Source organism: Streptomyces daghestanicus (assembly GCF_020521275.1).
Classification (GTDB): Bacteria; Actinomycetota; Actinomycetes; order Streptomycetales; family Streptomycetaceae; genus Streptomyces; species Streptomyces griseoviridis.
This window is the reverse complement of the sequence record NZ_BNDX01000011.1, coordinates 382142-407356: the sequence shown is the minus strand read 5'-3', so window position 1 is coordinate 407356 and position 25215 is coordinate 382142. Positions and strand designations below refer to the sequence as shown.

At 72.4% G+C, this 25215-nt stretch carries 21 protein-coding genes, 1 tRNA gene, 3 pseudogenes and 1 CRISPR repeat array; of the genes and pseudogenes, 11 read left to right on the top strand and 14 right to left on the bottom strand.

The window, feature by feature from the left end:
• Positions 1 to 5: 5 nt before the first annotated feature.
• From cas6e to cas2e, 3 genes are read left to right on the top strand one after another with little or no spacing between them, the layout of a single operon-like run.
• Positions 6 to 764: a type I-E CRISPR-associated protein Cas6/Cse3/CasE gene (cas6e, locus tag Sdagh_RS24180; protein WP_189415852.1), complete on the top strand. Its 759-nt coding sequence runs from the start codon at positions 6 to 8 to the stop codon at positions 762 to 764.
• Positions 765 to 767: 3 nt separating this feature from the next.
• Positions 768 to 1712 (top strand): type I-E CRISPR-associated endonuclease Cas1e, encoded by a 945-nt coding sequence (gene cas1e, locus Sdagh_RS24175; RefSeq protein ID WP_189415851.1) that lies wholly within the window; start codon positions 768 to 770, stop codon positions 1710 to 1712.
• The gene (gene cas2e / locus Sdagh_RS24170; RefSeq protein WP_189415850.1) at positions 1709 to 2062 is read left to right on the top strand and encodes a type I-E CRISPR-associated endoribonuclease Cas2e; all 354 of its coding nucleotides are present in this window, start codon (positions 1709 to 1711) and stop codon (positions 2060 to 2062) included. The genes cas1e and cas2e overlap by 4 nt, the downstream gene beginning before the upstream one ends.
• 101 nt (positions 2063 to 2163) lie before the next feature.
• A CRISPR array of direct repeats spans positions 2164 to 3417; the repeat unit is 29 nt; unit sequence GTGGTCCCCGCGCACGCGGGGGTGGTCCC.
• A gap of 568 nt (positions 3418 to 3985) precedes the next feature.
• On the opposite strand, the pseudogene Sdagh_RS24165 reads toward cas2e, so the two are convergent.
• Positions 3986 to 4369 (bottom strand): annotated as a pseudogene (locus Sdagh_RS24165) (transposase); the annotation flags it as partial.
• A gap of 994 nt (positions 4370 to 5363) precedes the next feature.
• Positions 5364 to 5651 (bottom strand): hypothetical protein, encoded by a 288-nt coding sequence (locus Sdagh_RS24160; protein WP_226535628.1) that lies wholly within the window; start codon positions 5649 to 5651, stop codon positions 5364 to 5366.
• 45 nt (positions 5652 to 5696) lie between these two features.
• Here Sdagh_RS24160 and Sdagh_RS37030 point away from each other — a divergent pair.
• Positions 5697 to 6293: pseudogene (locus Sdagh_RS37030) on the top strand (site-specific integrase); the annotation flags it as partial.
• Positions 6294 to 6557: 264 nt separating this feature from the next.
• On the opposite strand, the gene Sdagh_RS24150 reads toward Sdagh_RS37030, so the two are convergent.
• Positions 6558 to 6631, bottom strand: a tRNA-Pro gene (locus tag Sdagh_RS24150).
• Between the two features lie 258 nt (positions 6632 to 6889).
• A pseudogene (locus tag Sdagh_RS24145) lies at positions 6890 to 7602 on the bottom strand (Ldh family oxidoreductase); the annotation flags it as partial.
• 402 nt (positions 7603 to 8004) lie between these two features.
• Between Sdagh_RS24145 and Sdagh_RS24140 the strand changes: the two are divergent.
• Together Sdagh_RS24140 and Sdagh_RS24135 are read left to right on the top strand one after the other, a co-directional pair.
• Positions 8005 to 8967: a bile acid:sodium symporter family protein gene (locus Sdagh_RS24140; RefSeq protein ID WP_226535626.1), complete on the top strand. Its 963-nt coding sequence runs from the start codon at positions 8005 to 8007 to the stop codon at positions 8965 to 8967.
• Positions 8968 to 9052: 85 nt separating this feature from the next.
• A complete protein-coding gene (locus Sdagh_RS24135; protein WP_190077058.1) occupies positions 9053 to 9385 on the top strand; it encodes a hypothetical protein in 333 nt (110 codons plus the stop codon).
• Between the two features lie 54 nt (positions 9386 to 9439).
• Here the strand turns inward: Sdagh_RS24135 and Sdagh_RS24130 are convergent, their stop codons facing one another.
• The 5 genes from Sdagh_RS24130 to Sdagh_RS24110 all read right to left on the bottom strand — a co-directional run bounded on the left by Sdagh_RS24130 (position 9440) and on the right by Sdagh_RS24110 (position 14467).
• The gene (locus Sdagh_RS24130; RefSeq protein ID WP_190077059.1) at positions 9440 to 10768 is read right to left on the bottom strand and encodes an MFS transporter; all 1329 of its coding nucleotides are present in this window, start codon (positions 10766 to 10768) and stop codon (positions 9440 to 9442) included.
• A gap of 149 nt (positions 10769 to 10917) precedes the next feature.
• Positions 10918 to 11868, bottom strand: a complete 951-nt coding sequence (locus Sdagh_RS24125) for a catechol 2,3-dioxygenase (RefSeq protein ID WP_189415841.1) — start codon at positions 11866 to 11868, stop codon at positions 10918 to 10920.
• The gene (locus tag Sdagh_RS24120; RefSeq protein WP_190009612.1) at positions 11849 to 12949 is read right to left on the bottom strand and encodes a 4-oxalomesaconate tautomerase; all 1101 of its coding nucleotides are present in this window, start codon (positions 12947 to 12949) and stop codon (positions 11849 to 11851) included. The genes Sdagh_RS24125 and Sdagh_RS24120 overlap by 20 nt, the downstream gene beginning before the upstream one ends.
• A 23-nt stretch (positions 12950 to 12972) precedes the next feature.
• Complete coding sequence (locus Sdagh_RS24115; RefSeq protein ID WP_190009440.1) at positions 12973 to 13683, bottom strand: 4-carboxy-4-hydroxy-2-oxoadipate aldolase/oxaloacetate decarboxylase; 711 nt, start codon at positions 13681 to 13683, stop codon at positions 12973 to 12975.
• Between the two features lie 133 nt (positions 13684 to 13816).
• Complete coding sequence (locus Sdagh_RS24110) at positions 13817 to 14467, bottom strand: GntR family transcriptional regulator (protein ID WP_189415837.1); 651 nt, start codon at positions 14465 to 14467, stop codon at positions 13817 to 13819.
• Positions 14468 to 14661: 194 nt separating this feature from the next.
• On the opposite strand from Sdagh_RS24110, the gene Sdagh_RS24105 reads away from it, so the two are divergent.
• Both Sdagh_RS24105 and Sdagh_RS24100 read left to right on the top strand, forming a co-directional pair.
• On the top strand, positions 14662 to 15837 hold the full coding sequence (locus Sdagh_RS24105) for a Gfo/Idh/MocA family protein (protein WP_190077060.1): 1176 nt from the start codon (positions 14662 to 14664) through the stop codon (positions 15835 to 15837).
• Between the two features lie 31 nt (positions 15838 to 15868).
• Positions 15869 to 16873: a Gfo/Idh/MocA family protein gene (locus Sdagh_RS24100; RefSeq protein ID WP_190077061.1), complete on the top strand. Its 1005-nt coding sequence runs from the start codon at positions 15869 to 15871 to the stop codon at positions 16871 to 16873.
• A gap of 9 nt (positions 16874 to 16882) precedes the next feature.
• Here Sdagh_RS24100 and Sdagh_RS24095 read toward each other — a convergent pair whose 3' ends face one another.
• From Sdagh_RS24095 to Sdagh_RS24075, 5 genes are all read right to left on the bottom strand, one after another.
• The gene (locus Sdagh_RS24095; protein ID WP_190009443.1) at positions 16883 to 17296 is read right to left on the bottom strand and encodes a VOC family protein; all 414 of its coding nucleotides are present in this window, start codon (positions 17294 to 17296) and stop codon (positions 16883 to 16885) included.
• An 88-nt stretch (positions 17297 to 17384) separates the two neighbouring features.
• The gene (locus Sdagh_RS24090) at positions 17385 to 18287 is read right to left on the bottom strand and encodes a sugar phosphate isomerase/epimerase family protein (protein WP_190009445.1); all 903 of its coding nucleotides are present in this window, start codon (positions 18285 to 18287) and stop codon (positions 17385 to 17387) included.
• A 1-nt stretch (position 18288) separates the two neighbouring features.
• Entirely contained in the window at positions 18289 to 19122 is an 834-nt protein-coding gene (locus Sdagh_RS24085; protein WP_189415830.1) for an ATP-binding cassette domain-containing protein, read from the bottom strand.
• A gap of 4 nt (positions 19123 to 19126) precedes the next feature.
• Positions 19127 to 20182, bottom strand: coding sequence for an ABC transporter permease (locus Sdagh_RS24080; RefSeq protein ID WP_189415829.1), 1056 nt, complete (start codon positions 20180 to 20182; stop codon positions 19127 to 19129).
• Complete coding sequence (locus Sdagh_RS24075; protein ID WP_189415828.1) at positions 20179 to 21228, bottom strand: substrate-binding domain-containing protein; 1050 nt, start codon at positions 21226 to 21228, stop codon at positions 20179 to 20181. The genes Sdagh_RS24080 and Sdagh_RS24075 overlap by 4 nt, the downstream gene beginning before the upstream one ends.
• A 230-nt stretch (positions 21229 to 21458) precedes the next feature.
• Between Sdagh_RS24075 and Sdagh_RS24070 the strand changes: the two genes are divergently transcribed.
• Genes Sdagh_RS24070 through iolD form a run of 3 tightly spaced genes read left to right on the top strand, consistent with a single transcriptional unit; the run spans position 21459 to position 25110 of the window.
• The gene (locus tag Sdagh_RS24070) at positions 21459 to 22355 is read left to right on the top strand and encodes a Cgl0159 family (beta/alpha)8-fold protein (RefSeq protein WP_189415827.1); all 897 of its coding nucleotides are present in this window, start codon (positions 21459 to 21461) and stop codon (positions 22353 to 22355) included.
• Complete coding sequence (iolB, locus tag Sdagh_RS24065) at positions 22352 to 23233, top strand: 5-deoxy-glucuronate isomerase (protein WP_189415825.1); 882 nt, start codon at positions 22352 to 22354, stop codon at positions 23231 to 23233. The genes Sdagh_RS24070 and iolB overlap by 4 nt, the downstream gene beginning before the upstream one ends.
• On the top strand, positions 23230 to 25110 hold the full coding sequence (gene iolD / locus Sdagh_RS24060; RefSeq protein WP_190077062.1) for a 3D-(3,5/4)-trihydroxycyclohexane-1,2-dione acylhydrolase (decyclizing): 1881 nt from the start codon (positions 23230 to 23232) through the stop codon (positions 25108 to 25110). Before iolB ends, iolD begins: the two co-directional genes overlap by 4 nt.
• Positions 25111 to 25215: the final 105 nt, after the last annotated feature.

Sequence of the window (25215 nt, the reverse complement as noted above, 5' to 3'; positions counted from 1 at the left end):
CGCCGATGTACCTGACCCGTTTCCGTTTCAACACCGCCCGGCCCGAGGCACAACGGCTCCTCGGCTCCCCGAACCGGCTGCACGGTGCCGTGAATATGGCCTTCCCCGAACCCCCGGCACGCGACGGCAACGGCCCACGCGTGCTGTGGCGGATCGACCACGCCCCGGCTGGCCGCGTCGACCTCTTCATCTCCAGTCCTTCCCGCCCCGACCTCACTCATCTCGCCGAGCAGGCGGGCTGGCCGAGTCTGGGCGCCGAGGGCTGGGCCACCTTCGCCTACGGCGAGTTCCTCGACGCCCTCCGGGGAGGTGATGTCTGGGCATTCCGCCTCACGGCCAACCCGGTGCACCACATCCGCAAAAAGCCCGAACCGCTGGGCACCCCCACCAAGCGTGCCGCCCACGTCTCACCGCGCCACCAGATCGGCTGGCTGCTCAAGCACCAGGAACGAGCAGGCTTCGCCGTAATCAAAAGGACAGCCGAAGATGACACCGCCGCAGTCGGCGAAAGCTACGAGGTGACCGTGCACGACCGGACGCCGATCCGGTTCGGCAAGTCCTCCAACGAGGGAATCAAGCCGCGCGGAGGCCGTACCCAGGACGGACACCCAGCCGCTCCCCGGGACGTCCGCTTCGTCCGTGCGACCTTCGACGGGAGACTCACGATCACCGACCTCTCGGCGTTCCGCCGCACCCTGACCCAGGGACTGGGCAAGGCCAAGGCGTACGGCTGCGGCCTGATGACCCTCGCGCCGGTGCGGTGATCCATGAGCACGATCAGCAAACGCAGCCTCTCCTCGCCCCGCGAACTGACCCGCATCGGTGACCGCGTCTCCTACCTCTACCTGGAGCGCTGTACCGTCCACCGCGATGACAACGCCATCACCGCCACGGATGCCGACGGTGTCACCCACATCCCGTCGGCCACGATCGGCACCCTGCTGCTCGGCCCCGGGACGCGCGTGACCCACCAGGCGATGGCACTCCTCGGGGAGAGCGGCGCCGCGGTTGTGTGGGTCGGCGAACACGGTGTGCGCTATTACGCCGGCGGACGCGCCCTGACCCGCTCCTCGAAGCTGCTCGAAACGCAGGCGACGGCATGGGCGAACCGCCGTACGCGCCTGGAGGTGGCACGGGCCATGTACCGCTCGCGCTTCCCCGACGAGGACCCGTCTGGCCGCACCCGCGACGAACTGCTCCGGATGGAGGGCCGACGCCTCAAAGAGTGCTATCGCCGTGAGTCGGAACGTACTGGTGTGCCCTGGCGACGCCGCGACTACCACCGGGACGACTTCGCCGCCGCCGACGCCCCCAACCAGGGCGTCACGGCAGCGGCTCAGTGCATGTATGGCGTCGCGCACGCCGTAGTCGCCGCACTGGGCCTGTCCCCCGGGCTCGGCTTCGTCCACTCCGGACACGAGCGGTCCTTCGTCCTGGACATCGCCGACCTCTACAAGACGGAAATCGCCATCCCAGCCGCCTTCGACGCCGCGGCCGAAGGCGAGGACGACATCCCCACACGCACACGCCGGGCCCTGCGGGACCGCATCAACAAAACCCAGCTCCTGGACCGCTGCGCGAACGACATCAAGAAACTACTACGCTACGAGGACTCCGGCGCCACCGCCGACGCGGACCACGTGGGGCTCCAGACCGACAGCGGCGAACTCCTCGACAGCGGACGCAACTACGGAGACGAGCCGATCTGGTGACCGTCATCGTCCTCACCAACTGCCCGGCGGGCCTGCGCGGGTTCCTCACCCGCTGGCTCCTCGAAATCTCTCCAGGCGTCTTCCTCGGCTCACCCTCCGCCCGCGTCCGCGACATCCTCTGGGACGAAGTCCGCACCTACTCCGGCCAAGGACGCGCCCTGCTCGCCTACCACACCGACAACGAACAGGGCTTCACCTTCCGCACCCACGACCACGCCTGGCACCCCACCGACCACGAGGGCCTCACCCTCCTCCACCGCCCCTCTCCCCCGACGACAACCCGCCCGACAAACGAGCCACCCCGCCAGGGATGGAGCAAAGCAGCGAAGCGACGAAGGTTCGGACGGTGACAATGAGTAAGAACCCGAAGCCCGTTATTACCCATTCGTCCCTCGCTCGGAAAGTGAGCAAAAACCGGTCCTCCTGGCGATAAAGGCCCAGGTCGGCTCCTGTGGTCCCCGCGCACGCGGGGGTGGTCCCTCGATCTACCACGTCGCGATCTACGCGGGCGAGTGGTCCCCGCGCACGCGGGGGTGGTCCCTCTGCGGGGACGCCCTTCAGGCCGCCGCCGGCGCCGGGTGGTCCCCGCGCACGCGGGGGTGGTCCCTGCCCCAGCGCGAAGTGTGGATCTCCGAACGTGTGGTCCCCGCGCACGCGGGGGTGGTCCACCGGCAGCGCGTTCAGCACGTGCTCCAGCAGGGTGGTCCCCGCGCACGCGGGGGTGGTCCCAGCTCCAGTTGCTCGATCGCCCGGTCTTTGGTGTGGTCCCCGCGCACGCGGGGGTGGTCCCGGACAGCTCACGGGAAGCGGGGAACGGAACCAGTGGTCCCCGCGCACGCGGGGGTGGTCCCGTCGTCCTCATGCAGTACGCCGGACGCCCACGGTGGTCCCCGCGCACGCGGGGGTGGTCCCTCGTTCTCGGCGTCGGTGGCCTCACCCCACGGGTGGTCCCCGCGCACGCGGGGGTGGTCCCCACCACGGTGTCCCTGCCGGATCTCGGAGTCCGTGGTCCCCGCGCACGCGGGGGTGGTCCCGACAGGGCGGCGGCCAGGTGCAGCAGTCCGCCGTGGTCCCCGCGCACGCGGGGGTGGTCCCGACAGGGCGGCGGCCAGGTGCAGCAGTCCGCCGTGGTCCCCGCGCACGCGGGGGTGGTCCCCGACTCCATCCACTTCTCCAACCTGGCCTGAGGTGGTCCCCGCGCACGCGGGGGCGGTCCCGTGTACCAGCCATCGCGAGGCGCCTGGCGGCCGTGGTCCCCGCGCACGCGGGGGTGGTCCCGTGGCCGTCCGGGTCGACACTGCTGCCGCGCGGTGGTCCCCGAGCACGCGGGGGTGGTCCCTTGCGGGACTCCAGCTCGACACCGAGCGCCCAGTGGTCCCCGCGCACGCGGGGGTGGTCCCATCTCACGGGCCGCCGCCTGGCCGTCGACATGGTGGTCCCCGCGCACGCGGGGGTGGTCCCTGCTCGACCCGGGCCCATCCGGCGTTGTACCCGTGGTCCCCGCGCACGCGGGGGTGGTCCCGTCGACCCCAGCACGAACTCCCCCGGATGCAGGTGGTCCCCGCGCACGCGGGGGTGGTCCCAGCTCACCACCTGGGTCCCCGGCGACGCCTCCGTGGTCCCCGCGCACGTGGGGGTGGTCCCCTTCCCTACGCCGTCGGCTACATGGACCGCGTGTGGTCCCCGCGCACGTGGGGGCGGTCCCTTGCCACCCAATAGGAAAAAGACGCTGCCCAACTGGTCCCTGCCCGGGGGGCCCGCGTCCAGCTCCAACCGCACCTCCTCCAAGCAGCGGTTCCCCTGGGCTCCCTCGCCGGTGGTGCCGTCGCCGACGCGTTCGGCCTGCGCGCCCCACTGTGTCTGTCCGCGCCCGCCCTGACCGTCGTCACGATCACCCGCGCCGCGCTCACCCACACCGGCTCCCCCGGTGAAGCCGCCCAGCAGGACAGGGGGCCGAGCCGCAGTGATCGCAATCTCCGAGGACCTCCGGCGGATCTGTCTTACGCCGCCGGTCTCCGTGCGACCGAGCATCTCAAGGTCGTCCCTCGTGACGACTCTCCCTGGGCCAGGTCGACGCCGGGATCTTGGTCCTCACGGATCAGGTCACCTTTAGTACTGCAACGGTGTTTGCTGTGACTGGTGGCCAGGTCAGGGGATGTGTCCGCGTCGTTTGTAGTGACTGAGCCGAGCCTGGTACTGCCGTCTCCGGCGCCATGTCGACCAGTGCAGGATGTGGTCGACCGGGGTGGGACGGCGGTCGGTGAGGCGGGTGATCAGCCGTCGTATTCCGGCGAGGCTGAGGTGGATGAGCGGGGAGGATCCGTTTCTGCTTTGTCCGTGTCCAGCTGTCGGGCTCGCAGGACGGTCAGGCATACGTGGGCGGCCATGGCCAGGGTCATGTGGCGGTGCCAGCCGGGGTAGCGGCGGACCTGGTAGTCGTCCAGGCCGCACTCCTGCTTGGCGGTCTGGAAGCATTCCTCCACCGCCCAGCGGTTGCCCGCGATGCGGATCAGCTCGTCCAGGGTGGTGCCGACGGGGCAGTAGACGATGTAGTAGGAGATCTCCTCGGGCCTGCTGACGCTGCGGCGAGCGAGAACCCAGTGCCGGCGGTCCTCGCGGTGCCAGGGCCGGACCTCGACGCGGGCCCAGTCGTAGATTCCCGGCTGAACCGGTGCACGAACCGCTCATGCAGAGCGCTCAGTTCACCCGCCCACAACCTGACATCAGCAAGGTCCCCACCCATGACCACACCAACGACCGAGCTGGCCGGCAAGCACCGTTGCAGTACTAGCGTCACGAGCTTCATTTCAGCGTCAAAAGAACGGCCGTAACGCCCACCCGCACATAATGTGCACGCGTAAAACCACAGGTCACAAGCCCTTTGCGGCCGGTTCGAGGATGGCGACGCATTTCACGTGATGCGTCATCGGAACTGGCTGACCGAGGACCGCAGCGGCTGGCTCTTCACGCCCCGTCATGTCGCGCCAGCCGGCAACATAGGCCGTGATCGCCGGTTAGCCAAACCGGCGCATCCGGAGACGATTATCTGGTCAACGCCCGTATCGGAGCGCGACCGCCAGTGATGGTGACCGGCATCAGCGCTGCTGCCGACGGAGCACGGCACGCCTCCGTTCTCGGAGCGTGTCGCCGCATTTGAAGTCTTCCACCGCTCCGCCTGGTGCTCTGTACTGCCCGGAGATTGCCTGCACTTGCCCACCCCAATAACAACAAGTACCGACACCGAATGCCATCGTGAGAAGGAGGCCGCAATACAACCCCCGCTTCCTCACCGGCATGCCGTCCTAGCCGATGACCAAGCATCCCTCCTGACCAACGCCTGGTACTCGACCAGCGTCCTGGCCGCTCGTCTCCGGGTGGACGCCTCGACACTGCGCCGATGGCGCACCGCCCGGCCTTCCCAAGGGCCGCCGTTCGTCGCCCTTTCGGAACGTGTCGTCATGTACAGCGCGCTAGATGTCGAGGAATGGCTGCGCAGCCGTCGTACCGCCCCCACCAAGGGGATCCATGGCCGATAGAACCAACATCGCCGTCGGCATCCGGATCTCCACCGACATCGAATACCGCTCCGACCGGCCCACACCGTATCGGGCGCGCGTCCGATGGTGGGATCCCACCACCAAACGCCGCCAGTCACTGTCCGAGGGAAAGAACAGCGAAGAAGAAGCTCAGGAGTGGCTCCAGGCCATCGTTCAGGCCACCCAAGCCGGCCTGACCCCGTCGACCGCCACCATGACGCTGGCCGAATACGGCGAAGCGAACATGGATCTCGCGCTGCGCGGCCTGGAGCTGAAGACGTTGGTTCCCTATCTCGCGGGGTGGCGGTTGCGTGTGGTTCCCGCTCTGGGCCACCTCGCTGTGCGGCTGATCACCAACGGTGTCGTCGACCGGACCGTACAGAACTGGATCGTCGACGAGCACAGCCGCTCAACGGTCAAGAACACGATCGCCGTGCTGGTCCGTGTCATGGAACAGGCCGTGCGGGACGGCATCATCAGCGTCAATCCCGCTCGGGTGACCGGCTGGCAGAAGCTCTACAAGCAGGCCGAGGACGAACTTCGCAATCCACGCGCGCTGGCCCTGCCTGACTGGGACACCCTCGTCCAGCTGGCCGACGCGCTCGTGGCCGCCTCCCACGACCAGTACCGCGGATGGGGAGACGTCGTCGTCTTCGCCGCGTGCACCGCCGCCCGGATCGGCGAAGTCTCAGGTTGCCACGTCCAGGACATCGACGCCGACCAGTGGATCTGGACCGTGCGGCGCCAGACCACACCCGCACCCGGCGGCCTGACCGACAAGGGCACCAAAGGCAAGCGGGCCCGCAAAGTCCCCATCATCGAGGAGGTCCGCCCCCTTGTCGCCCAGCGCGTCCTGTCCGCCGGTCCCGCCCCCGACGCCCGCCTGTTCACCGGCCCGCGCGGCGGACGCATCGCCACCACCGTCCTGCGCGACGCGACCCACTGGGACGACGTCGTCACCAAGCTTGGCTACGAACACCTGCGCCGCCACGACCTCCGGCACACCGGCCTCACCTGGTTCGCCGACGCGGGAGTCCCGGTCCACGTCCTGCGACGCATCGCGGGGCATGGCTCCCTCATGACCACTCAGCGCTACCTCCACCCGGGCGTCCACAAGATCACGGCCGCCGGCGCTGCACTCTCCGCTCATCTCAGCGTGGTCCGCGCCCCCCCGCTCACTCCCGAGCCCGATCGTGATGACCCGCTGACACCGGTCAAGGGAGCACTGGTCCCCAACTGGTCCCCAAGAATGATCGAGGGCCGGTTCCGGATGCCTCCGGAACCGGCCCTGACCTGCGACTCTCTCAAGTCGGGACGACAGGATTTGAACCTGCGACCCCTTGACCCCCAGTCAAGTGCGCTACCAAGCTGCGCCACGTCCCGGTGAACTCGCAGGTCAAGCCTACCGCATACGGAGGGGTGGGGGGTCGCCGGCCGTCCCCCCTCCTCCTCCCTCCCACGCGTGCGGCCGGCGACGTGTCGGGCCCGCGGGGTCACACGGGGGCGGGCGGGGTGAGGCCGAAGGGGGCGGCGGCCCCGACGAGTTCGCGCCAGACCTTCGGGGCGACCGGCACCCGTTCCCACCGAGTTCGCCGCGACGGCGGCACCGCGCTCGCCGGGGCAGTACACGCCCGCGGCGTCCTCCGCGGCCGGGAGGCCCTTGAGCGTGTCCAGGGTGGTGTCGACCGCGCCGGTGAAGTCGGCCGCGCCGCCGCCGAACTCGGCCGGGTCGAGGGCGATGAGCAGGGCGTTCTGACCGTGCTCGCGGCCGGCCGGGTCTGCGGAGTGGAAGGCCGAGAAGATGGGCGCGCCGACCAGGACGCCGGTAAGGAGTTCGAAGGCGAGGGACAGGCCGGAGCCCTTGGCACCGCCCAGCGGCAGCGGCATGACCGCCCGTTCCGGGTCGGTGGTCGGGGTGCCGTCCCCGGTCGCGGCGGCGTTCTCCGGGAGCCGGGTGCCGTCCGCCCTGGCCTGGCGGATCTTGCCGAGGGCGATGGTGGCCGTCGCCATGTCGAGCAGGAGCGGGGGCGGTCGGCGGCCGGGACGGCGATCGCGAGGGGGCTGGTGGCGACCGCAGCGCCCTTGGCGCCGGTGTAGCCCATGTTGGGCATGCCGGCGACGGACCCGAGGCCCGCCAGGCCCTGGTCCGCGATCCGGGAGACGTAGTAGCCGAGGGCGCCGGTGTGCACGGTGCGGCGTACGCCGACGAAGGTGATGCCGAAGGCGCGGGCCCGTGCGACCGCCTCGTCGGCGGCGGCGCTCAGGGCGACCGGGCCGGGGGCGCGGTCGGCGTCGATGACGGCGGCGGCCGGGGTGCTCGACTCGGCCCCGAGGCCGGCGTCGGCGTCGGCCACGCCCTGGGCGAGCGGGTCGAGGTAGGCGGAGAAGGCCGGGGGCGGCGTGCGGGAGCACGCTCTGGGGGCGGCGCTTGACCAGGCCGTAGCCGGTGGCCGTACCGACGGCCACCGTCTCGTGGGTGAGGTCCGGGTACGCCGGCGCCGGTGCGCCGGCGCGGTGCAGGCGGGCCAGTGACTCCCACACCGGGGCCCACTCCGCGGCGACCGGCGATGCGCGCGGCCAACTCCTTCTGCCGCTGGTCCATTTCCTCATCGGCGAGCACGGGGGGCCTCAACGGGACGGTGGAGCACCTGTCGGCGGAGGACCGGATGGGCACGGACTGACGCACCCGCCGATGTGACCGATCACATCGCGAGACACGCTTGCGTCACGCCCCTGACCAGGCGTTGTCTCACACGGTGAGTATCGAACGAACCGAACATCACGACGCCGGCCCCGCCACCGGCGACCGTTCCGCGCGGCGGGCGGTCACCGTCTTCCCGCTCCTCGTCCTCGCCGCCGGAGCCCTGGGACTGCTGCTCCCCGGCAGCTTCTCCGGCTGGAGCGAGGCGGTGCCCTACCTGCTGGGCGTCGTGATGTTCTGCATGGGTGTGACCATGACCCCGGAGGACTTCCGGGGCGTCGCCAGACGGCCCTGGGCGGTGGCGCTCGGGCTGGTCGCCCACTACGTCATCATGCCGGGGCTCGGCTGGGCCGTCGCCCATCTGCTGCACCTGTCCCCGCAGCTCGCCGCCGGTGTCATCCTGGTCGGCTGCGCGCCCAGCGGCACGGCGTCCAACGTGGTCACCTACCTGGCGCGCGGCGACGTCGCCCTGTCCGTCTCCGTCGCCACCGTCTCCACCCTGCTCGCCCCGCTGGTCACCCCGCCGCTGACCCTGCTGCTGGCGGGCGAGTACCTGCCGGTGGACGCCGGGTCGATGGTCACCGACATCCTCAAGACGGTGCTGCTCCCCGTCGTCGCGGGCCTGGTGGTGCGGCTCGTCGCGGGCCGGTGGATCGCTCGGGCACTGCCGGTGCTGCCGTGGCTGTCGGCGCTGACCATCGCCGTGATCGTGACCGTCGTGGTGGCGGGCAGCGCGGCCGCCATCAAGTCGGCGGCGCTGCTGGTCTTCGTCGCCGTGGTGCTGCACAACGGCCTGGGGCTGGCCCTCGGTTACGGCGCGGGCCGGATCGGCCGGCTCGGCGAACCGGGCAGCCGGGCCATGGCCTTCGAGGTCGGCATGCAGAACTCCGGTCTCGCCGCCTCGCTCGCCACGGCCCACTTCAGCCCGCTCGCCGCCCTGCCGGCCGCGGTGTTCTCGGTCTGGCACAACATCTCCGGCGCCCTGGCCGCCGCCTGGTTCTCCCGCCGCCGTCGCTGACCCGCCCCGGCGTACGACACCGCCCCGGCCCCCGGCATGATGGGGGCCGGGGCGGTGTCGTCGAGGGGGGGGAGCAGTGGCCGTCGTGAGCGCGCACCGGCGCCTGGTCGCCGTATGGGCTGTCCTGTGCCTGACCGGGGCGGGCGCCACCTGGGCGCTCTCCCGCGATCCGTACGCGGACGGCCCGGAGTTCCCCGCCGGGTCACCCACGGCGGCACCGAGAGCCGGCCAGTCCTACGACTACGGCTGCGAGGAGATCGCCGACGAGATCGCGCGGGAGCGCGCGGAGGCGGCCCGGGAGCCGGTGGCGTCGGTCTCCCCCGGGGGCGTCCCCGCCGTCCAGACGCTGACGGCCTACGCGGTGCCCGAGGGCTGCCACGACGAGCTGGAAGCCTCGCTGGGCGTCAACGCGCCCTGAGGCACGCCGCGGCCCCCGCTTCCTCGCGGGGGCCGGTGTCCGGTGCGGTGCCGCTCAGTGCGCGGCCCCCACCAGTTGCTGTCCGGAGCCGCCCCCGGCCGTGCGGCGGCCCGTGCGGGCGGCGGCGATGCCGATGAAGACCATCGACGACACACCGGCCAGCGCGAACGCGGTGAAGCCCCAGTCGCCGTTGTTCGCGGCGAGCAGCTGGCCGCCGAGCCAGGGGCCGAAGACGGCGCCGAAGCGGCCCATGCCCGAGGTCCAGCCGACGGCCGTGGCGCGGCTGTCGGGGGTGGAGCCGATGGAGACCGTCGCGTAGATCATGACCTGGGCGCTGTTGAGGAAGACACCGGTGAGGAAGACGACCACGAAGGTCAGCGCCAGCGGCATGTGGACGCTGAGCAGGAAGACACCGGCGGCGGTCAGCGCGAACCAGAGGGCCGAGATGCGCGGGGCGCCGAACCGGTCGGAGGCGCGGCCGGCCACCAGCATGCCGACGACGCCACCGAGGTTGAACAGGACCACGAAGGTCAGCGCGGAGCCCAGCTCGTAGCCCTCGCTGCGCATCAGGGTGGGCAGCCAGGTGGCGACGCCGTAGACGAGGAGCAGGCCGCCGAAGGAGGCGAGCCAGTACAGCAGGGTCTGGATCCACTCGCGGCCCTGGAAGAGGGCGGCGAGGTTGCCCCAGCGGGCGCCGGCCGTCCTGGCGGCGGGGGCCGCGGGCAGCTCGGCGTCGTAGCGGGCGGCCAGTTCGGACGTCTCCGCGCGGCGACCCTGGGCGACCAGGAAGCTCAGGGACTCGGGCAGCCACTTGAGCAGCACCGGGACGAAGAGCAGCGGGACCACGCAGACCCAGAAGGCGGCACGCCAGCCGAGCGGCTCGACGATCCACAGGGCGACGTAGGCGGAGAGGATGCCGCCGGCGTGGTGGGCGGTCATCAGCAGGCCGATGGTGAGGGCGGCCCGGCCCCGGGGGGCGTAGTCGGAGACCATGCTGATCGCGGTGGGCAGCAGGCCGCCGAGGCCGACACCGGCCAGGGTGCGGCCCAGTCCGAAGACCGCCACGCTGCCGGCGACCGCGCAGAGGCCGGAGGCCAGGGAGAACAGCGTGACGCAGGAGAGCATCAGCTTCTTGCGGCCGATCCGGTCCGCGATCGTCCCCGCGGCCAGCGCGCCGACCAGCATGCCGAAGGTGGCGTAGCTGCCCAGGTCGCCCGCCTGGCCGGAGGTGATCCCCAGCGCCTTCTCCTGGAGCATGTGCGGGAGCACGGAGCCGTAGATGAACATGTCCAGGCCGTCGAAGAGGACGGCGACCCAGCACAGGAGGACGACCAGCAGCGCCAGTCTGCTGCCCCGGGAGGAGGGGGCGAGGGAGGAGGACATCGTTGTTTCCTCTCGGACCGAATAAGGAGTGCGCTGAACCTAAGCAACCGTTCAGGTAGTCGTCAACACTTTTGTCAACAATCTCAGCGAAACGACAGGGCGGTCCGCGCACCTCGTGCGCGGACCGCCCCCCTCTGCCGGCCGTCCGGTCAGGCGACCGGCGGCGTGCCGTGCGTGTGGAAGGACTCGATGGTCTTCAGGCCCCAGGCCTGGCCCTTCTTCCGCTCCTCCTCGGTCCAGGTGATCAGCGGCCAGTCGGGCGCCAGCACCAGGCGGGTGAGGGGGTTGCAGAGCTCGATCCGGTTGCCGCCCGGCTCGTAGACGTACAGGAAGAACGTCTGCTGGATGGCGTGCTTGTGCGGGCCGGTCTCGATGAACACACCGCTGTCGATGGCGAGGTCGGCGGCGCGCAGGATCTCCTCGCGGGTGTCGGTCGCGAAGGCGATGTGGTGCAGCCGTCCCTCGGAACCGGTCCAGTCCTCGGTGTAGACGACGTCGTAGGACTTGTCGGTGAAGGTCAGCCAGCGGGCGGCGATCCTCCCCGTGTCGAGCCGGATCTGCTCGGTGGGCCGGGCGCCCAGGAGGTGTTCCTGGAACTCGGCGTTGGCGAGCACGTCGGAGGCGAGGAAGTTGATGTGGTCCAGGCGCCGCACCCCGACACCCCGGTCGGGCTTGGCCTGCGGCTGGTTCTTCAGCGCGGGCCTCAGCTCGTCAGGTGCCCGGTAGTGCTCGCTCTCCCAGTACAGGGCGTGCTCGTGCCCGTCGGGGTCGGTGGTGACGTAGAGCCGGCCGATGCCCGGCTCGTCCTCGACCCACGTGCCGCCGCGGCCGGCCTCCTCCAGCGCCCGCACCCGGCGCTGGAGGGCCTCCTCACCGGAGGTGCGCAGCGCGAGCCGGCCGAGGCCGGGTGTCTCGCGGGCGGTGAGCACCAGGCTGTGGTGCTCGTAGTCGTCGTAGGTGCGCAGGTAGACGGTGTCACCGTCACGGCCGTTGACCGTCAGGCCCAGGAAGTCGGTGAAGAAGCCGACACTGGCGTCGAGGTCGGGGGTGAACAGCTGAGTATGACCGATATGGGCGATGTCACCGAGCGGCGGAGTCATCGTTGCCTCCAGAGGATGGTGCGGGGACCGGGGCCGTCCCGGCCGGCCGGGGGAACACGGTGCCGTCGAAGATCTTCCGTGCGGTGCGCACGACGGCGGTACGGCGGACCGCCGGGGGCGTGCCCCCGGCTCCGGGGTCGACGGCGGTCTCGACGTCGAGGAAGCCGGTGGGGTGTTCGACGCGGACGCGGTCGCCGCTGCCGGGCAGTTCCGCGATGCCCTCTCCCACCCCGCCGGGCAGGCGCAGTCCGGCGGCCACGCTCGCGGCGCCCAGGACACCGATGGAGGTGTGACAGCGGACGGGGATGAAGGTGCGGGTGGTGACCGCGCCGCCGGCGCGGGGCGGCGCGAGCAGGCTGAGCTTGGGCACGGTGGTGCCCTCGACGTCACCGAGGCCCATCAGCCGGCCGGCCGCCAGCCGGATCTCCCGCAGGCGGTCCGCGAGGGCGACGTCCTCCTCCAGGTCCCGCGGCTCCTCGTAGCCGGTGACGTCCAGGGCGGCGGCCGGGATCAGCACGACCGGCATGCCGTTGTCGACGCAGGTCACCTCGGTGCCGGCGACGGTGTCGCGGACGTTTCCGGTGGGCAGCAGCGGGGCGCCGCCCTGCGGGAACTCGATGACGACGGCGGCGGCGGTGCCCGGGACACCGGATATCCCGGCGTCACCGGTGTAGTCGACGCGTCCGCCCGGGGTGGGGAAGGTGGCGACGGCCAGTTCCCCGGTGTTGCGCATCCGGATGCGGACGGTGGTCTCGGTGCCGCCCGCGGGGACCAGCCCGCGTTCCACGGCGAACGGGCCGACCCCGGCGAGGATGTTGCCGCAGTTCTGCCGGTCGGTGACCTCGGGAGTGTCCACGGCGACCTGGAGGAACAGGTAGTCGACGTCGGCCTCGGGGTCCTCGGAGGCGGAGACGACGGCGACCTTGCTGGTCAGCGGGTGTGCGCCGCCCAGGCCGTCGATCTGGCGCGGGTCGGGGCTGCCCATCACCCGCAGCAGCAGGCCGTCCCGGGCGGCGGCGTCGGACGGGAGGTCCTCGGCCAGGAAATAGGCACCCTTGGACGTGCCGCCGCGCATCAGCATGCAGCGGACCTCGTCGGCTGCGCTCACGAGTCGTCCCCGCCGCGCGTGTACTCCTCGTACGACCGGTACGTCACCCCGAGCCGGACCAGCTCCTCGCGCAGCCCGTAGCGGTCCAGGCCGAGCTGGCCCTCCAGGAAGGCGGCGCGGGTCGCGGCCTCCTTCTTCTCCCGGGCTTCGGACGCCTCGGCGGTCCGCCGGGCCCGCTCGCGCGGGACGACCACGACACCGTCGTCGTCGGCGACGATCACGTCGCCGGGGCGGACCACTTGGCCGCCGATGACGATCGGCACGTTGACGCTGCCGCCGGTCGCCTTGACCGTGCCCTGCGCGGACACGGCGGCCGACCAGGCCGGGAAGCCCATCTGGCGCAGCTCCGAGGTGTCCCGGATGCCCGTGTCGAGGACCACGCCGCGCACCCCGCGCCGCTGGAGCGCGGTGGCGAACAGCTCGCCGAACAGGCCGTCGGTGGAGGGCGAGGTGGTGGCGACGACCAGGATGTCGCCCTCGCCGCACTGCTCCACGGCGGCGTGGATCATCAGGTTGTCGCCGGGCCAGGACAGCACGGTGACCGCGGTGCCGGCGATCCGGGTGTCCTGCTGGATCGGGCGCAGGTGCGGGCCGAGGAGGCCGGTGCGGCCCATCGCCTCGGACACGGTGGCCACGCCGTACCCGGACAGGGCCTCGACATCCTTGGCCTCCGCCTTCGGCGGGTCGGTGACGATGACGCCGCTCATGCCTGCTCCTCCACGGTCTGCGGGTACGGGTACACGGGATCTCTTCCTTCTCGGGCCGGGCCGCCGGCACGCCCTCGCTCCCCCGCTCACCCGGGCGGACCGGGTGAGCGGGTGCGCGTCCGCCCGCCGCGCGTCAGTCGCGCAACGCCTCGATCACGCTGGTGAGGTGGGCGCGGACGGCCGCCTCGGCCGCCTGCGGGTCTCTGGCCTCGATCGCCTCGATCATGGCCAGGTGCTCCTTCAGGGATTGCTGGGGCCGTCCCGGACGCAGCGCCAACTGGAAGCGGTGGCGCACCAGTTGGGCATTGAGCCGTTCCAGCAGCTCCAGCGCGGTCAGCTGGCCGGAGAACTCCCGGATGCGGGTGTGCAGCCGGTGGTTGAGTTCCGAGTAGGTCAGCGGCTCACCGTCGGCCACGGCCTTGCGCATCGCCGTGCCCAGCCCGGTCAGCTCGACGAGCTGCTCGTCGGTGACGGCGGCGGCCGTCTTGGCCGCGCAGAGCCCCTCGAGGACCAGCCGGCACTCGGTGATGGCGACCGCTTCCTCCACGGTCACCACCCGCACCCGCGACCCCCGGTTGCGGATGCGCTCGACCAGCCCCTGCGACTCCAGGTCGATCAGTGCGGCCCGGATGCTGGCCCGTGTCACACCGAACTGCTCGGCCAGTTCGTTCTCCACCAGCCGCTGGGCCGGTGCCATGTCGCCGCGCAGAATCGCCTCCCGCAGCTGTCCGAGCGCAAGCTGTTTCGCCTGCTCCCCGGTGCTCGGACCGGCTTGTTTCGGCATGTGCCCTCCCTGAGTGAGTGCCTGTCGAACGTAAATCTATCCAAACAAGATTGTCAACAATTTTGTTCGCCGGATGAGGGGCCGTTCAGGGGCCGGCCGGCTCACCCGTCGCGGCCTTGACACCGGGGCCACGCGGTCCCCAGGGTGACGGGGACAGGTGAGGGAACGGTCGGAACAAGGGCAGAAGGGTCCACATGGCTCACCCCGCTCGTCCGCAGGAAACGCTCGGTGTCGCCGTCGTCGGTTTCGGCTGGATGGGCCGGGTGCACACCCAGGCGTACGCCCGGGTCCGCCACCACTATCCGCACCTCGCCGTCCGCCCCGAACTGGTCGTGGTCGCCGAGGAGGTGCCCGGCCGGGGCGAGGAAGCCGCCGCCCGGTTCGGGTTCGGCTCGGCGGTGCGGGACTGGCGCGAGGTGGCCGCCGATCCACGGGTGGCGGCGGTGAGCGTCACCGCGCCCAACTTCCTGCACCGCGAGATCGGCGTGGCGATGGCCGGGGCGGGCAAGCACCTGTGGATCGAGAAGCCGGTGGGGCTGACCGCCGAGGACGCCCGCGCGGTGGCCGGTGCCGTCGCCGGGGCCGGCGTCCAGGGCGCGGTCGGTTTCAACTACCGCTCGGCGCCCGCCGTCGAGGCGGCCCGCGACCTGATCGCCGCCGGGGACATCGGCACCGTCACCCATGTCCGCGTCCGGCTGTTCAGCGACTACGCGGCGCATCCCGACTCCGCGCTGACCTGGCGCTACGAGCGGGAGCGCGGCGGCAGCGGGGTACTGGGCGACCTCGCCTCGCACGGCGCGGACCTGGCCCGGTTCCTGTGCGGGGACATCGCCGCGGTGACCGCCGACACCGCGGTCTTCCTGCCCGAGCGGCCCCGCCCGGCCGACGCGACCGCCGGTCACACCCGCGCCGCGGGCGGCGTCCCCGGGCGGGTGGAGAACGAGGACTACGTCGGCTGCCTGCTCCGCTTCGCCTCCGGCGCCCGCGGGGTGCTGGAGGCGTGCCGGGTCTCGGTCGGCGAGCAGAACGCCTACGGTTTCGAGGTGCACGGCACGAAGGGCGCGGTGTTCTGGGACTTCCGCCGGATGAACGAGCTGGGTGTCAGCCGCGGCACCGCCTACCAGGACCAGCCGGTGAGCACGGTGTACGTCGGTCCGGGCGACGGCGAGTTCGCCGCGTTCCAGCCGGGCGCCGCCAACGCCATGGGGTACGACGACCTGAAGGTGGTGGAGGCGTACCGGTTCCTGCGCTCGATCGCCGAGGGCGTCCCGCACGGCGCGACGCTGACGGACGCGGTGCGCAGCGCGGCCGTGCTGGACGCGATGGCCCGCTCGGCGCGCGGCGGCACCTGGACGGACGTACAGCCCTGATCTCCCTCTCCCCCACTTCAGGAGCACCCGTATGCGTATCGGCATCCTCGGTCTCGGCCGCATCGGCGCGTTCCACGCCGAGACCCTCGCCGGGCTCGGCGCCGTCGAGTCCCTGGTCGTCTCCGATCCGGCCGCCGGGCTCGCGCGGGCCGTCGCCGAGCGGTACGGCGCGCTGGTCGCGGACTCTCCCGAGGAGGTGCTGGCCGCCGGGGTGGACGGGCTCGTCGTGGCGGCGGCCACCGACGCCCACCCGGCGCTGATCCGGGCCGGGGTGGCCGCCGGGGTGCCGGTCTTCTGCGAGAAGCCGGTCGCCCGCACCATGGCGGAGGCCGTGGACGTGCACAAGGCGCTCGCGGGATGTGACGTGCCGGTGCAGATCGGTTTCAACCGGCGCTTCGACACGGGGTACGCCGCCGCCCGGGAGGCGGTGCGCTCCGGCGCGCTGGGCCCGCTGCACACCGTACGGTCGACCACCCTGGACCCGGCGCCGCCGCCGGCCGCCTACGTCGCCGCCTCCGGGGGCATCTTCCGGGACTGCGCGGTGCACGACTTCGACATCATCCGGTGGGTGACGGGCCGCGAGGTGGGCGAGGTGTACGCGGCCGGTGGCAACCGGGGCGCCGCGTACATCCGGGACGCCGGGGACGCCGACACCACGGGGGCGGTGCTCACCCTGGACGACGGCACCCTCGCCGTGGTGTCCAACAGCCGGCACAACGGGCGCGGCCACGACGTCCGCCTGGAACTGCACGGGTTCGCGGACTCGGTCGCGGTCGGCCTGGACGACCGGCTGCCGCTGCGCTCCGTGGAGCCCGGCGTGACCTTTCCGTCCGGTGTGCCGCACGACTTCTTCCTGGACCGGTTCGCCGCCGCCTACCGCGCCGAACTGGCCGCGTTCACCGAGGTGGCCGCCGGGTCGCGGCCCTCGCCGTGCACGGTCGAGGACGCGCTGGAGGCGGGGTGGATCGCGGAGGCGTGCGCGCTGTCGCTGCGCGAGCACCGGCCGGTGGCGCCGGCGGAGGTCCGCCGGGCGTGAGGGGCGCGCTCAGTCCTCCGTCCCGCCGATGTCCACCATCCAGGGCACGCCGAAGCGGTCGGTGCACATGCCGAAGACGTCGCCCCACATCTGCTTCTCCAGCGGCACGGCGACGGTGCCGCCCGCGGAGAGCTTCGTCCACCAGTGGCGCAGTCGCTCGGCGTCGTCGCCGCTGAGGCTGATGGAGAAGGCGCTGCCCGGGGTGTGGTCCATGCCGGGCGGCAGGTCGGAGGCCATCAGGGTGAAGCCGTCGGGGGTCTCCAGCATGCCGTGCATGATCTTGTCGGCGTCGGGGCCGGGCGAGCCGCCGAACGACGCGTAGGTGTTCAGCGTCAGCGTGCCGCCGAACACCTCCTCGTAGAACTCCATCGCCTGGCGGGCGTCGCCGTCGAAGCTGAGGTACGGGTTGAGACGTGTGGTCATGACGGTCTCCCGGAGCGGGACGAAGGGCCAGTACCGTCGACGCTAGCGCGCGCTCGCGGTGACGGCCCGCCGAGCGGGTCCGGTCCGGTCAGGCCCCGCAGGAGCGCAGGAACCGCCGGGTGCGCCGCGCGATGGGCAGGGGCCGGTCCGGCTCGCAGGGGTACATGTCCTGCTCGACGATGGCGAAGAGGTCCACGCCGAGCCGCTGGGCCGCCGCCAGGACCGGTTCCAGCGCGGGCACGCCGCCCGGCGGCTCGCACATCACCCCGCGCCGCACGGCCGGCCCGAACGGCAGCCCGCCCGCCCGGACCTCGGCGAGGACCCCGGGGTCGACCTGCTTGAGGTGCAGGTAGCCGACGCGCTCGCCGTAGGTCTCGATGAGCCGGACGCTGTCGCCGCCGCAGTAGGCGTAGTGGCCGGTGTCCAGGCAGAGGTTCACCAGGCCCGGGTCGGTGGCGTCGAGGAAGCGTGCGACGTGTTCCTCGGTGTCCAGGTGGGTGTCGGCGTGCGGGTGGACGACGATGTCGAGGCCGTACGTCTCCTTCACCTCGCGGCCGAGGCGTTCCATGCCGCCGGCGAGGTGGGCCCACTGCTCGCGGGTCAGCTCGGGGGGTTCGAGGATCTCGGCGGTCTTGTCGTCGCGCCAGAAGGAGGGGATGACGACGAGGTGCCGGGCGCCCACCGCCCGGGTGAGGGCGGCGACCCGGCCGACCTGCTCCCAGGCGGCGTCCCAGGCGGCGGGACCCCGGTGCAGTCCGCAGAAGACGGTGCCCGCGGAGACCTTGAGCCCGCGCCGGGCCACCTCGTCGGTGAGCCGGGCCGGGTCGGTGGGCAGGTAGCCGTAGGGGCCCAGCTCGATCCACTCGTAGCCGGCCTCGGCGACCTCGTCCAGGAAGCGTTCCCAGGGCACCTGCCGGGGGTCGTCGGGGAACCAGACGCCCCAGGAGTCGGGGGCCGAGCCCACCCGGATACGGTCGAGCACGGGGGTCATGTCAGGTGTGTCCTTCCCGCGGGGAGGCGTCGGGGGGCGCGGCCGGGCCGATCCCGCCGGACTGCGCCAGCTCGTGTTTCAGGGCGTCCAGTTCGGTGCCGCCCGCCATGTGGTCGGTGAGTTCGGCGAGGGTGATGTCGGCGCGGGCCGCGGAGAGTTCCACGGTGCCCAGGCGGAGCACGGTGAAGTGGTCGCCGACCAGGTGGGCGTGGTGGGGGTTGTGGGTGATGAGGACGACGCCGAGGCCGCGCTCGCGGGCGGCGGCGACGTACTTGAGCACCACGCCGGACTGCTTGACGCCGAGCGCGGCGGTGGGTTCGTCGAGGATGAGGACGCGGGCGCCGAAGTGGACGGCTCGGGCGATGGCGACGCACTGGCGCTGGCCGCCGGAGAGGGTGCCGACGGGCTGTTCCAGGTCGTCCAGGGCGATGCCCATGGCCCGCAGTTCCGCGTCGGCGGTCCGTTTCATGCGGGCGATGTCGAGGCGGCGGACGGGCCAGGGGCCCTTGGTGAGTTCGGAGCCGAGGAAGAAGTTCCGCCACACCGGCATCAGCGGCACGGTGGCCAGGTCCTGGTAGACGGCGGCGATGCCCCGGTCCAGGGCCTCGCGCGGGGTGGTGAACCGTACGGGTGCGCCGTCGACCAGGTACGTGCCCTCGGTGTGCTGGTGCAGCCCCGAGATGATCTTGATGAGGGTGGACTTGCCGGCGCCGTTGTCGCCGAGCACGCAGGTCACCCGGCCGGGGTGGACGGCGAGGTCGACGCCGTGCAGCGCGCGGACCGTGCCGTAGGACTTCCCGGCTCCGCGCAGCTCCGCGAGGGGTGTGCCGGTCATGCGCTCACCTCCGGGCCGCCGTGCGGCGGACCCACAGATCGACGAGGACGGCCCCGAGCAGCATGACGCCGAGGAACGCCTTGAACCAGTCGGGGTTCCATCCGGCGTAGACGATGCCCTGGTTGACCATGCCGAACATGAAGGCGCCGAAGACCGGGCCGATCGCGGAGCCCTGGCCGCCGGTCAGCAGGCAGCCGCCGATGACGGCGGCGGCGATGTAGATCAGCTCCTGGCCGACGCCCTCGCCGGACTGCACGGTGTTGAAGGAGAAGAGCTGGTGCATGCCGGTGAACCAGGCGCCGAAGCCGACCAGCGTGAACAGGGAGATCTTGGTGAAGGTGACGGGCACGCCGACCGCGCGGGCGCTCTCCTGGTCCCCGCCGACGGCGAAGACCCAGTTGCCGTACCGGGTGCGCAGCAGCACCCAGGTGGCGAGGGCGGCGAAGACCAGCCACCACACCACCGTGATCCTCACCTGGACGCCGCCGACGCCGAAGGAGGAGGCGAAGAGGGCCTCGGCCTGGCCGAAGCCGTCCATGTCGCTGATGTCATCGGTGGCGACGTTGCCGGTGACGAGCTTGGTGACGGCGAGGTTGACGCCCTGCAGGATCAGGAAGGTGCCGAGGGTGACGAGGAAGCTGGGCAGCCGGGTCCTCACCAGCAGCCAGCCGTTGAACGCGCCGACGGCGAGGGAGACCGCCAGGGCGACCAGGACGCCCGTCCAGACGTTCACGGTGAGCTGGTAGCTGAGCATGCTAGCGGTGAGCGCCGAGGTGACCACGGCGACGCCGGCGGACAGGTCGAACTCGCCGCCGATCATCAGCAGGGCCACCGGCAGCGCCATGATGCCGAGGGTGGAGGACTGGTAGAGGACGGTCGCCATCGAGCCGCCCTGGCGGACCGAGGGCGCCGCGATCAGGAAGAAGACGAGTACGGCGACGGCGCCGAGCAGGACACCGGTCTCGGGGCGGGCCAGCAGCCGCTGCGCGAGCGGGCGTCGAGCCCGGCCCGGCCCGGCGGCCGGTGCGGCGGTCACCGCCCGGGGGACGCCGCTCGTCACCGGGTGCCCTTCGCCGCGTACCGCGCGATCCGCTCGACGTTGGACTTGTCCACGAAGGCCGGCCCGGTCAGCACGGGCTGCTCGCCGCCTCCGCTGTAGTTGCCGTTGTTCTCGTAGAGCCACAGCCCGTCGACGGCCAGGTAGCCCTGGAGGTAGGGCTGCTGGTCGACGGCGAACTCGATGTCGCCCTGCCGGATGGCGCCGGTCAGCTCCTTGTTGAGGTCGAAGGTGGCGACCTTCGCCGTGCCGCCGGCCTCGGCCGCCGACTTCACCGCGGCCATGGCGAACGGCGCACCGAGGGTGACGACGTGGTCGACGGCGCCGTCCTGCCGGAGTCTGGCGGTGATCGTGGACTGGACGGACGGCATGTCGGTGCCGTTGACGTAAAGGTTCTCCACCGTGCCCGTGAAGGTCTTCCGCACCCCGTCGCAGCGCTGGGTGAGGCCGACGTTGCCCTGTTCGTGCAGGACACAGACGGCCCTCTTCGCGCCGACCTCGTCGAGCTTCCTGCCGAACGCCTCGCCGGCCACGCTCTCGTCCTGGCCGAAGAACTCCGTCAGCCCCATCCGCTTCCAGTCGCCGAGACCGGAGTTGAGGCCGACGACGGGTATCCCCGCCCGCCGCGCCTCGGCCACCACGCCCTTCAGCGCGTCCGGCTTGGCGAGGGTGACGGCGATGCCGTCGACCTTCTGGTCGATGGCGTTGCGCACCAGACTCGCCTGGTTGCCGGCGTTGGGGTCGTGGGCGTAGACGAGCTTGACGTTGTCCTTGGCGGCGGCGGCCTCGGCGCCCTTGCGGACGATGTCCCAGAAGGTGTCGCCGGCCGCCTGGTGGGTGATCAGGGCGACCGTCATCCGGGGGGTGTCCGCCCGGCCCGCGGCAGCCTCGGACGCGTCCTTCCCGTCGGCCGCCTTGCCCCCGGAGCCGCTGGAGCAGCCCGCCAGCGTCAGGGCCGCCGCCGCGGCCAGCGCCAGGACGGGGACGAGCCGGCGGGGGGAGCGGTGCCGGGCGGGACGGGGTGGCCGGGCGGGAGCGGAACGGTCCATCTTTCGTGCACCTCACTGTCGACGGGTGAGCCTGTGCCGTGGAGAAGGCCTTGCGCTGGGACCGGATACAAATGCGTCCCGCATACCTTGTCAAGACATTCAACCTGTAGGTTCGAATGTCCGTACAAAGCGTTGACAGGGTCGTACCGGGCGTCCTACACCTGGAAGAGCGACCGATCTCTACCCCCGGCGGCCGGAGCTACCCCTGCCCTCCCGAACGGAGTCCCGTCGTGCCCCTGACCCCCGCCGACCTCACCGAGGTCAGAGCCCGGCACCCGGAGGCGGTCGCCGAGGCGGCGGCCCGCCGGGTGCGCCGCCCGCTGCTCGGGCCCGGCGGGCGGCTGATGATCGTGGCCGCCGACCATCCGGCGCGCGGCGCCCTCGGCGTCGGGGACCGCCCGCTGGCGATGGCCGACCGGGCGGATCTGCTGGGGCGGCTGTGCGCCGCGCTGGCCCGGCCGGGCGTGGACGGGGTGCTGGCCACCGCCGACGTCCTGGAGGACCTGCTGCTGCTCGGCGCCCTGGAGGGCAAGGTCGCCATGGGGTCGATGAACCGGGGCGGGCTCGCGGGCGCCGCCTTCGAGCTGGACGACCGGTTCACCGGACACCGGGCGGAGGATCTCGCCCGGCTCCGCTTCGACGCGGGCAAGCTGCTGCTGCGCGTCGACCCGGCCGACCCGGGATCGCTGGCCACCCTGGAGTCCGCCGCCCGTGCCGTGGACGCCATGGCCGCGCACCGGCTGCCGGTCTTCGTGGAACCGTTCTGGTGCCGGCGCGTCGGGGGCCGGCTGCGCACCGACCTGTCCGCCGACGCGGTCACCCGGTCCATAGCCGTCGCCTCCGGGCTCGGCGGCACCTCCGCCTACACCTGGCTGAAACTGCCCGTCACCCGCGACCCCGCCGACATGGCCGGAGTCCTGCGCGCCTCCACCCTGCCGGTGGTGCTGCTCGGCGGCGATGCGGGGCACGATCAGGAGGCGGCGTACGCGCGCTGGCGCGCGGCGCTGCGGCTGCCGACCGTGCGGGGTCTGGTCGTGGGCCGTTCGCTGCTCTACCCGGCCGAGGGCAGCGTGGAGCGGGCGGTGGACACGGCCGTCGGGCTGTTGCGAGAAGGAGACTCCAGATGACGTACCACCTGTCCGCGGGCACGGCGGGCAACGGTCCCTACGCGGTGGACGTGACACCCGAGAGCGCCGGATGGGGGTACAGCGGTCTGCGGATCCTCCCCCTCCCCCCGGACGGCTCGCACACCTTCGACAGCGGGGACAGCGAGTGGATCGTGCTGCCGCTGTCGGGCTCCTGCGCGGTCACCGCGGACGACGCCGTCTTCGCACTGCACGGCCGCGCCGACGTGTTCAGCGCGGTCAGCGACTTCGCCTACGTCCCGCGCGACGCCCGGGTCACCGTCACCTCCGCCGCCGGCGGCCGGTTCGCCCTCGCCGGCGCCCGCTGCGCCCGCCGCCTCCCCGCCCGCTACGGGCCGGCCCGGCACGTCCCCGTGGAACTGCGCGGCGCGGGCGCCTGCTCCCGCCAGGTCAACAACTTCGCCGCCGCCGACACCTACGACTGCGACCGGCTGATCGCCGTCGAGGTCATCACCCCCGGCGGCAACTGGTCGTCCTTCCCGCCCCACAAGCACGACGAACACCGCCCCGGCGAGGAGGCGGAGCTGGAGGAGATCTACTACTTCGAGTTCACCGGCCACGAGGGCGTCCCCGGCCTCGGCTACCAGCGGGTCTCCCCCTCCGGCCACGGCCGCGGCACCGACGTGCTGGCCGAGGTGCGCGACGGCGACGTGGTGCTCGTCCCCGACGGCTGGCACGGCCCGTCGATGGCCGTGCCGGGCCACCACATGTACTACCTCAACGTCATGGCCGGCCCGGCCGCCGACCGCGCCTGGCTGATCAGCGACCACCCGGACCACGCCTGGGTCCGCGCCACCTGGCCCGGACAGCCCGTCGACCCCCGGCTCCCCCTCTGCGCCGCCCCGGAGGCCACCGCATGAGCGCCGCCCGCGTCCGCCGGCTGACCACCGCCCAGGCCCTGGTGCGGTTCCTGGCCGCCCAGTACACCGAACGGGACGGCGTACGGCACCGGCTGATCACCGGCACCTGGGGGATCTTCGGACACGGCAACGTGGCGGGGATCGGCCAGGCACTGGTCGAGTACGCGGACCTGATGCCGTACCACCAGGGCCGCAGCGAACAGGCCATGGTGCACGCGGCGGTCGCCCACGCCCGCCACCTCAACCGCCTCTCCGCCCAGGCCGTGACGACGTCGATCGGCCCCGGCGCCACCAACCTGGTCACGGGCGCCGCCCTCGCCACCGTCAACCGCCTGCCGGTGCTGCTGCTCCCCGGCGACTATTTCGCCGCCCACCCCGCCGACCCGCTCCTCCAGCAGCTCGAACACCCCGCGGCCGGTGACGTCTCGGTCAACGACACCCTGCGCCCGGTCTCCCGGTACTTCGACCGCGTCACCCGCGCCGAGGCGCTGATCCCCGCCGCGCTCCAGGCCGCGCGGGTCCTCGCCGACCCGGCCGAGACCGGCGCGGTCACCCTCGCCCTCCCCCAGGACGTGCAGACCGAGGCGTACGACTGGCCCGAGGACTTCTTCGCGGACCGCGTCTGGCGGGTACGGCGCCCCGCGCCCGACCCGCTCGAACTCGCCGACGCGGTACGGGCGGTACGGTCCGCCGCGCGTCCCCTGATCGTCGCGGGCGGCGGCGTACACCACAGCGAGGCCGAGGCCGCGCTGCGGGAGCTGGCCGACGCCACCGGCATCCCCGTCGCCACCACCCAGGCGGGCAAGGGCGCCCTGCGCCACGACCACCCGGCCGAGGTCGGCGGCATCGGCCACACCGGCACCGCCGTCGCCGACGCGCTGGCCCGCACCGCCGACCTGGTGATCGGCGTCGGCACCCGGTACACCGACTTCACCACCGCCTCCGGCACCCTCTTCCAGCACCCCGAGGTCCGGTTCCTCAACCTCAACATCACCGCCTTCGACGCCCACAAGCTCGCCGCCCGCACCCTGGTCTGCGACGCGCGGGCCGGTCTGGAGGCGCTCGGCGCGGGGCTCGCCGGGCACCGGGTGCACCCCGGGTACGCGGCCGAGTACCGCGCCGGGAAGGAGCGCTGGGAGCGGATCGCGGAGGCGGCCCTGCGCGCTCCCGACGACAGCGCGGTGCCGACGCAGACGCAGGTGATCGGGGCGCTGGACGCGGTGGTCGGGGACACGGACGTGGTGATCAACGCGGCCGGGTCGCTCCCCGGCGACCTGCACAAACTGTGGCGGGCCCGCTCCCCGCGCCAGTACCACCTGGAATACGGCTACTCCTGCATGGGCTACGAGATCCCGGCCGCCCTCGGGGTCCGGCAGGCGGCACCGGACACCCCGGTGTGGGCGCTGGCCGGGGACGGCACCTATCTGATGAACCCGACGGAGATCGTCACGGCGGTGCAGGAGGACCTCCCCGTCAAGCTGGTCGTCCTCCAGAACCACGGGTACGCCTCCATCGGCGGGCTCTCCGAGGCGGTGGGCGCCGAGCGGTTCGGCACGGCCTACCGGTACCGGGCCGCCGACGGTTCGTTCACCGGCGGCCCGCTGCCGGTGGACCTCGCGGCCAACGCCGCCAGCCTCGGTATGGACGTGCTGCGCGCCAGGACCGTGGGCGAGCTGCGCGCGGCCCTGGCCACCGCCCGCGCCGCGACCCGTCCGACCTGCGTGTACGTCGAGACCGACCCGGCGCCGACCGCTCCCGCGGCCGAGGCGTGGTGGGACGTGCCGGTGGCCGAGGTCGCCGCGCGGCCGGCCGTCGCCGGTGCCCGCGCGGCCTACGAGCGGGCCGCCGCCGACCGCCGCCGGCACCTGCGGCCCTGACCGCCGCCGCCACCCGCGTCCTGAACGGCCGCCGGGACCAGCCCCCTTGCGACGCGGCGGATGCCTCCTCGACCATGTCCCCGTCAAGCACCGAGTGGCCGAGTC

Excerpts from the sequence above, each read along its gene's own strand:
- cas1e (WP_189415851.1), top strand. The coding sequence starts at position 768 with ATGAGCACGATCAGCAAACGCAGCCTCTCCTCGCCCCGCGAACTGACC.
- Sdagh_RS24090 (WP_190009445.1), bottom strand. The coding sequence starts at position 18,287 with ATGACCCCCGTGCTCGACCGTATCCGGGTGGGCTCGGCCCCCGACTCC.
- Sdagh_RS24115 (WP_190009440.1), bottom strand. The coding sequence starts at position 13,683 with ATGAGCGGCGTCATCGTCACCGACCCGCCGAAGGCGGAGGCCAAGGAT.
- Sdagh_RS24110 (WP_189415837.1), bottom strand. The coding sequence starts at position 14,467 with ATGCCGAAACAAGCCGGTCCGAGCACCGGGGAGCAGGCGAAACAGCTT.
- iolB (WP_189415825.1), top strand. The coding sequence starts at position 22,352 with ATGACGTACCACCTGTCCGCGGGCACGGCGGGCAACGGTCCCTACGCG.
- Sdagh_RS24100 (WP_190077061.1), top strand. The coding sequence starts at position 15,869 with ATGCGTATCGGCATCCTCGGTCTCGGCCGCATCGGCGCGTTCCACGCC.
- cas6e (WP_189415852.1), top strand. The coding sequence starts at position 6 with ATGTACCTGACCCGTTTCCGTTTCAACACCGCCCGGCCCGAGGCACAA.
- Sdagh_RS24075 (WP_189415828.1), bottom strand. The coding sequence starts at position 21,228 with ATGGACCGTTCCGCTCCCGCCCGGCCACCCCGTCCCGCCCGGCACCGC.
- Sdagh_RS24130 (WP_190077059.1), bottom strand. The coding sequence starts at position 10,768 with ATGTCCTCCTCCCTCGCCCCCTCCTCCCGGGGCAGCAGACTGGCGCTG.
- iolD (WP_190077062.1), top strand. The coding sequence starts at position 23,230 with ATGAGCGCCGCCCGCGTCCGCCGGCTGACCACCGCCCAGGCCCTGGTG.
- Sdagh_RS24125 (WP_189415841.1), bottom strand. The coding sequence starts at position 11,868 with ATGACTCCGCCGCTCGGTGACATCGCCCATATCGGTCATACTCAGCTG.
- Sdagh_RS24105 (WP_190077060.1), top strand. The coding sequence starts at position 14,662 with ATGGCTCACCCCGCTCGTCCGCAGGAAACGCTCGGTGTCGCCGTCGTC.
- Sdagh_RS24095 (WP_190009443.1), bottom strand. The coding sequence starts at position 17,296 with ATGACCACACGTCTCAACCCGTACCTCAGCTTCGACGGCGACGCCCGC.
- Sdagh_RS24120 (WP_190009612.1), bottom strand. The coding sequence starts at position 12,949 with ATGCTGATGCGCGGCGGCACGTCCAAGGGTGCCTATTTCCTGGCCGAG.
- Sdagh_RS24085 (WP_189415830.1), bottom strand. The coding sequence starts at position 19,122 with ATGACCGGCACACCCCTCGCGGAGCTGCGCGGAGCCGGGAAGTCCTAC.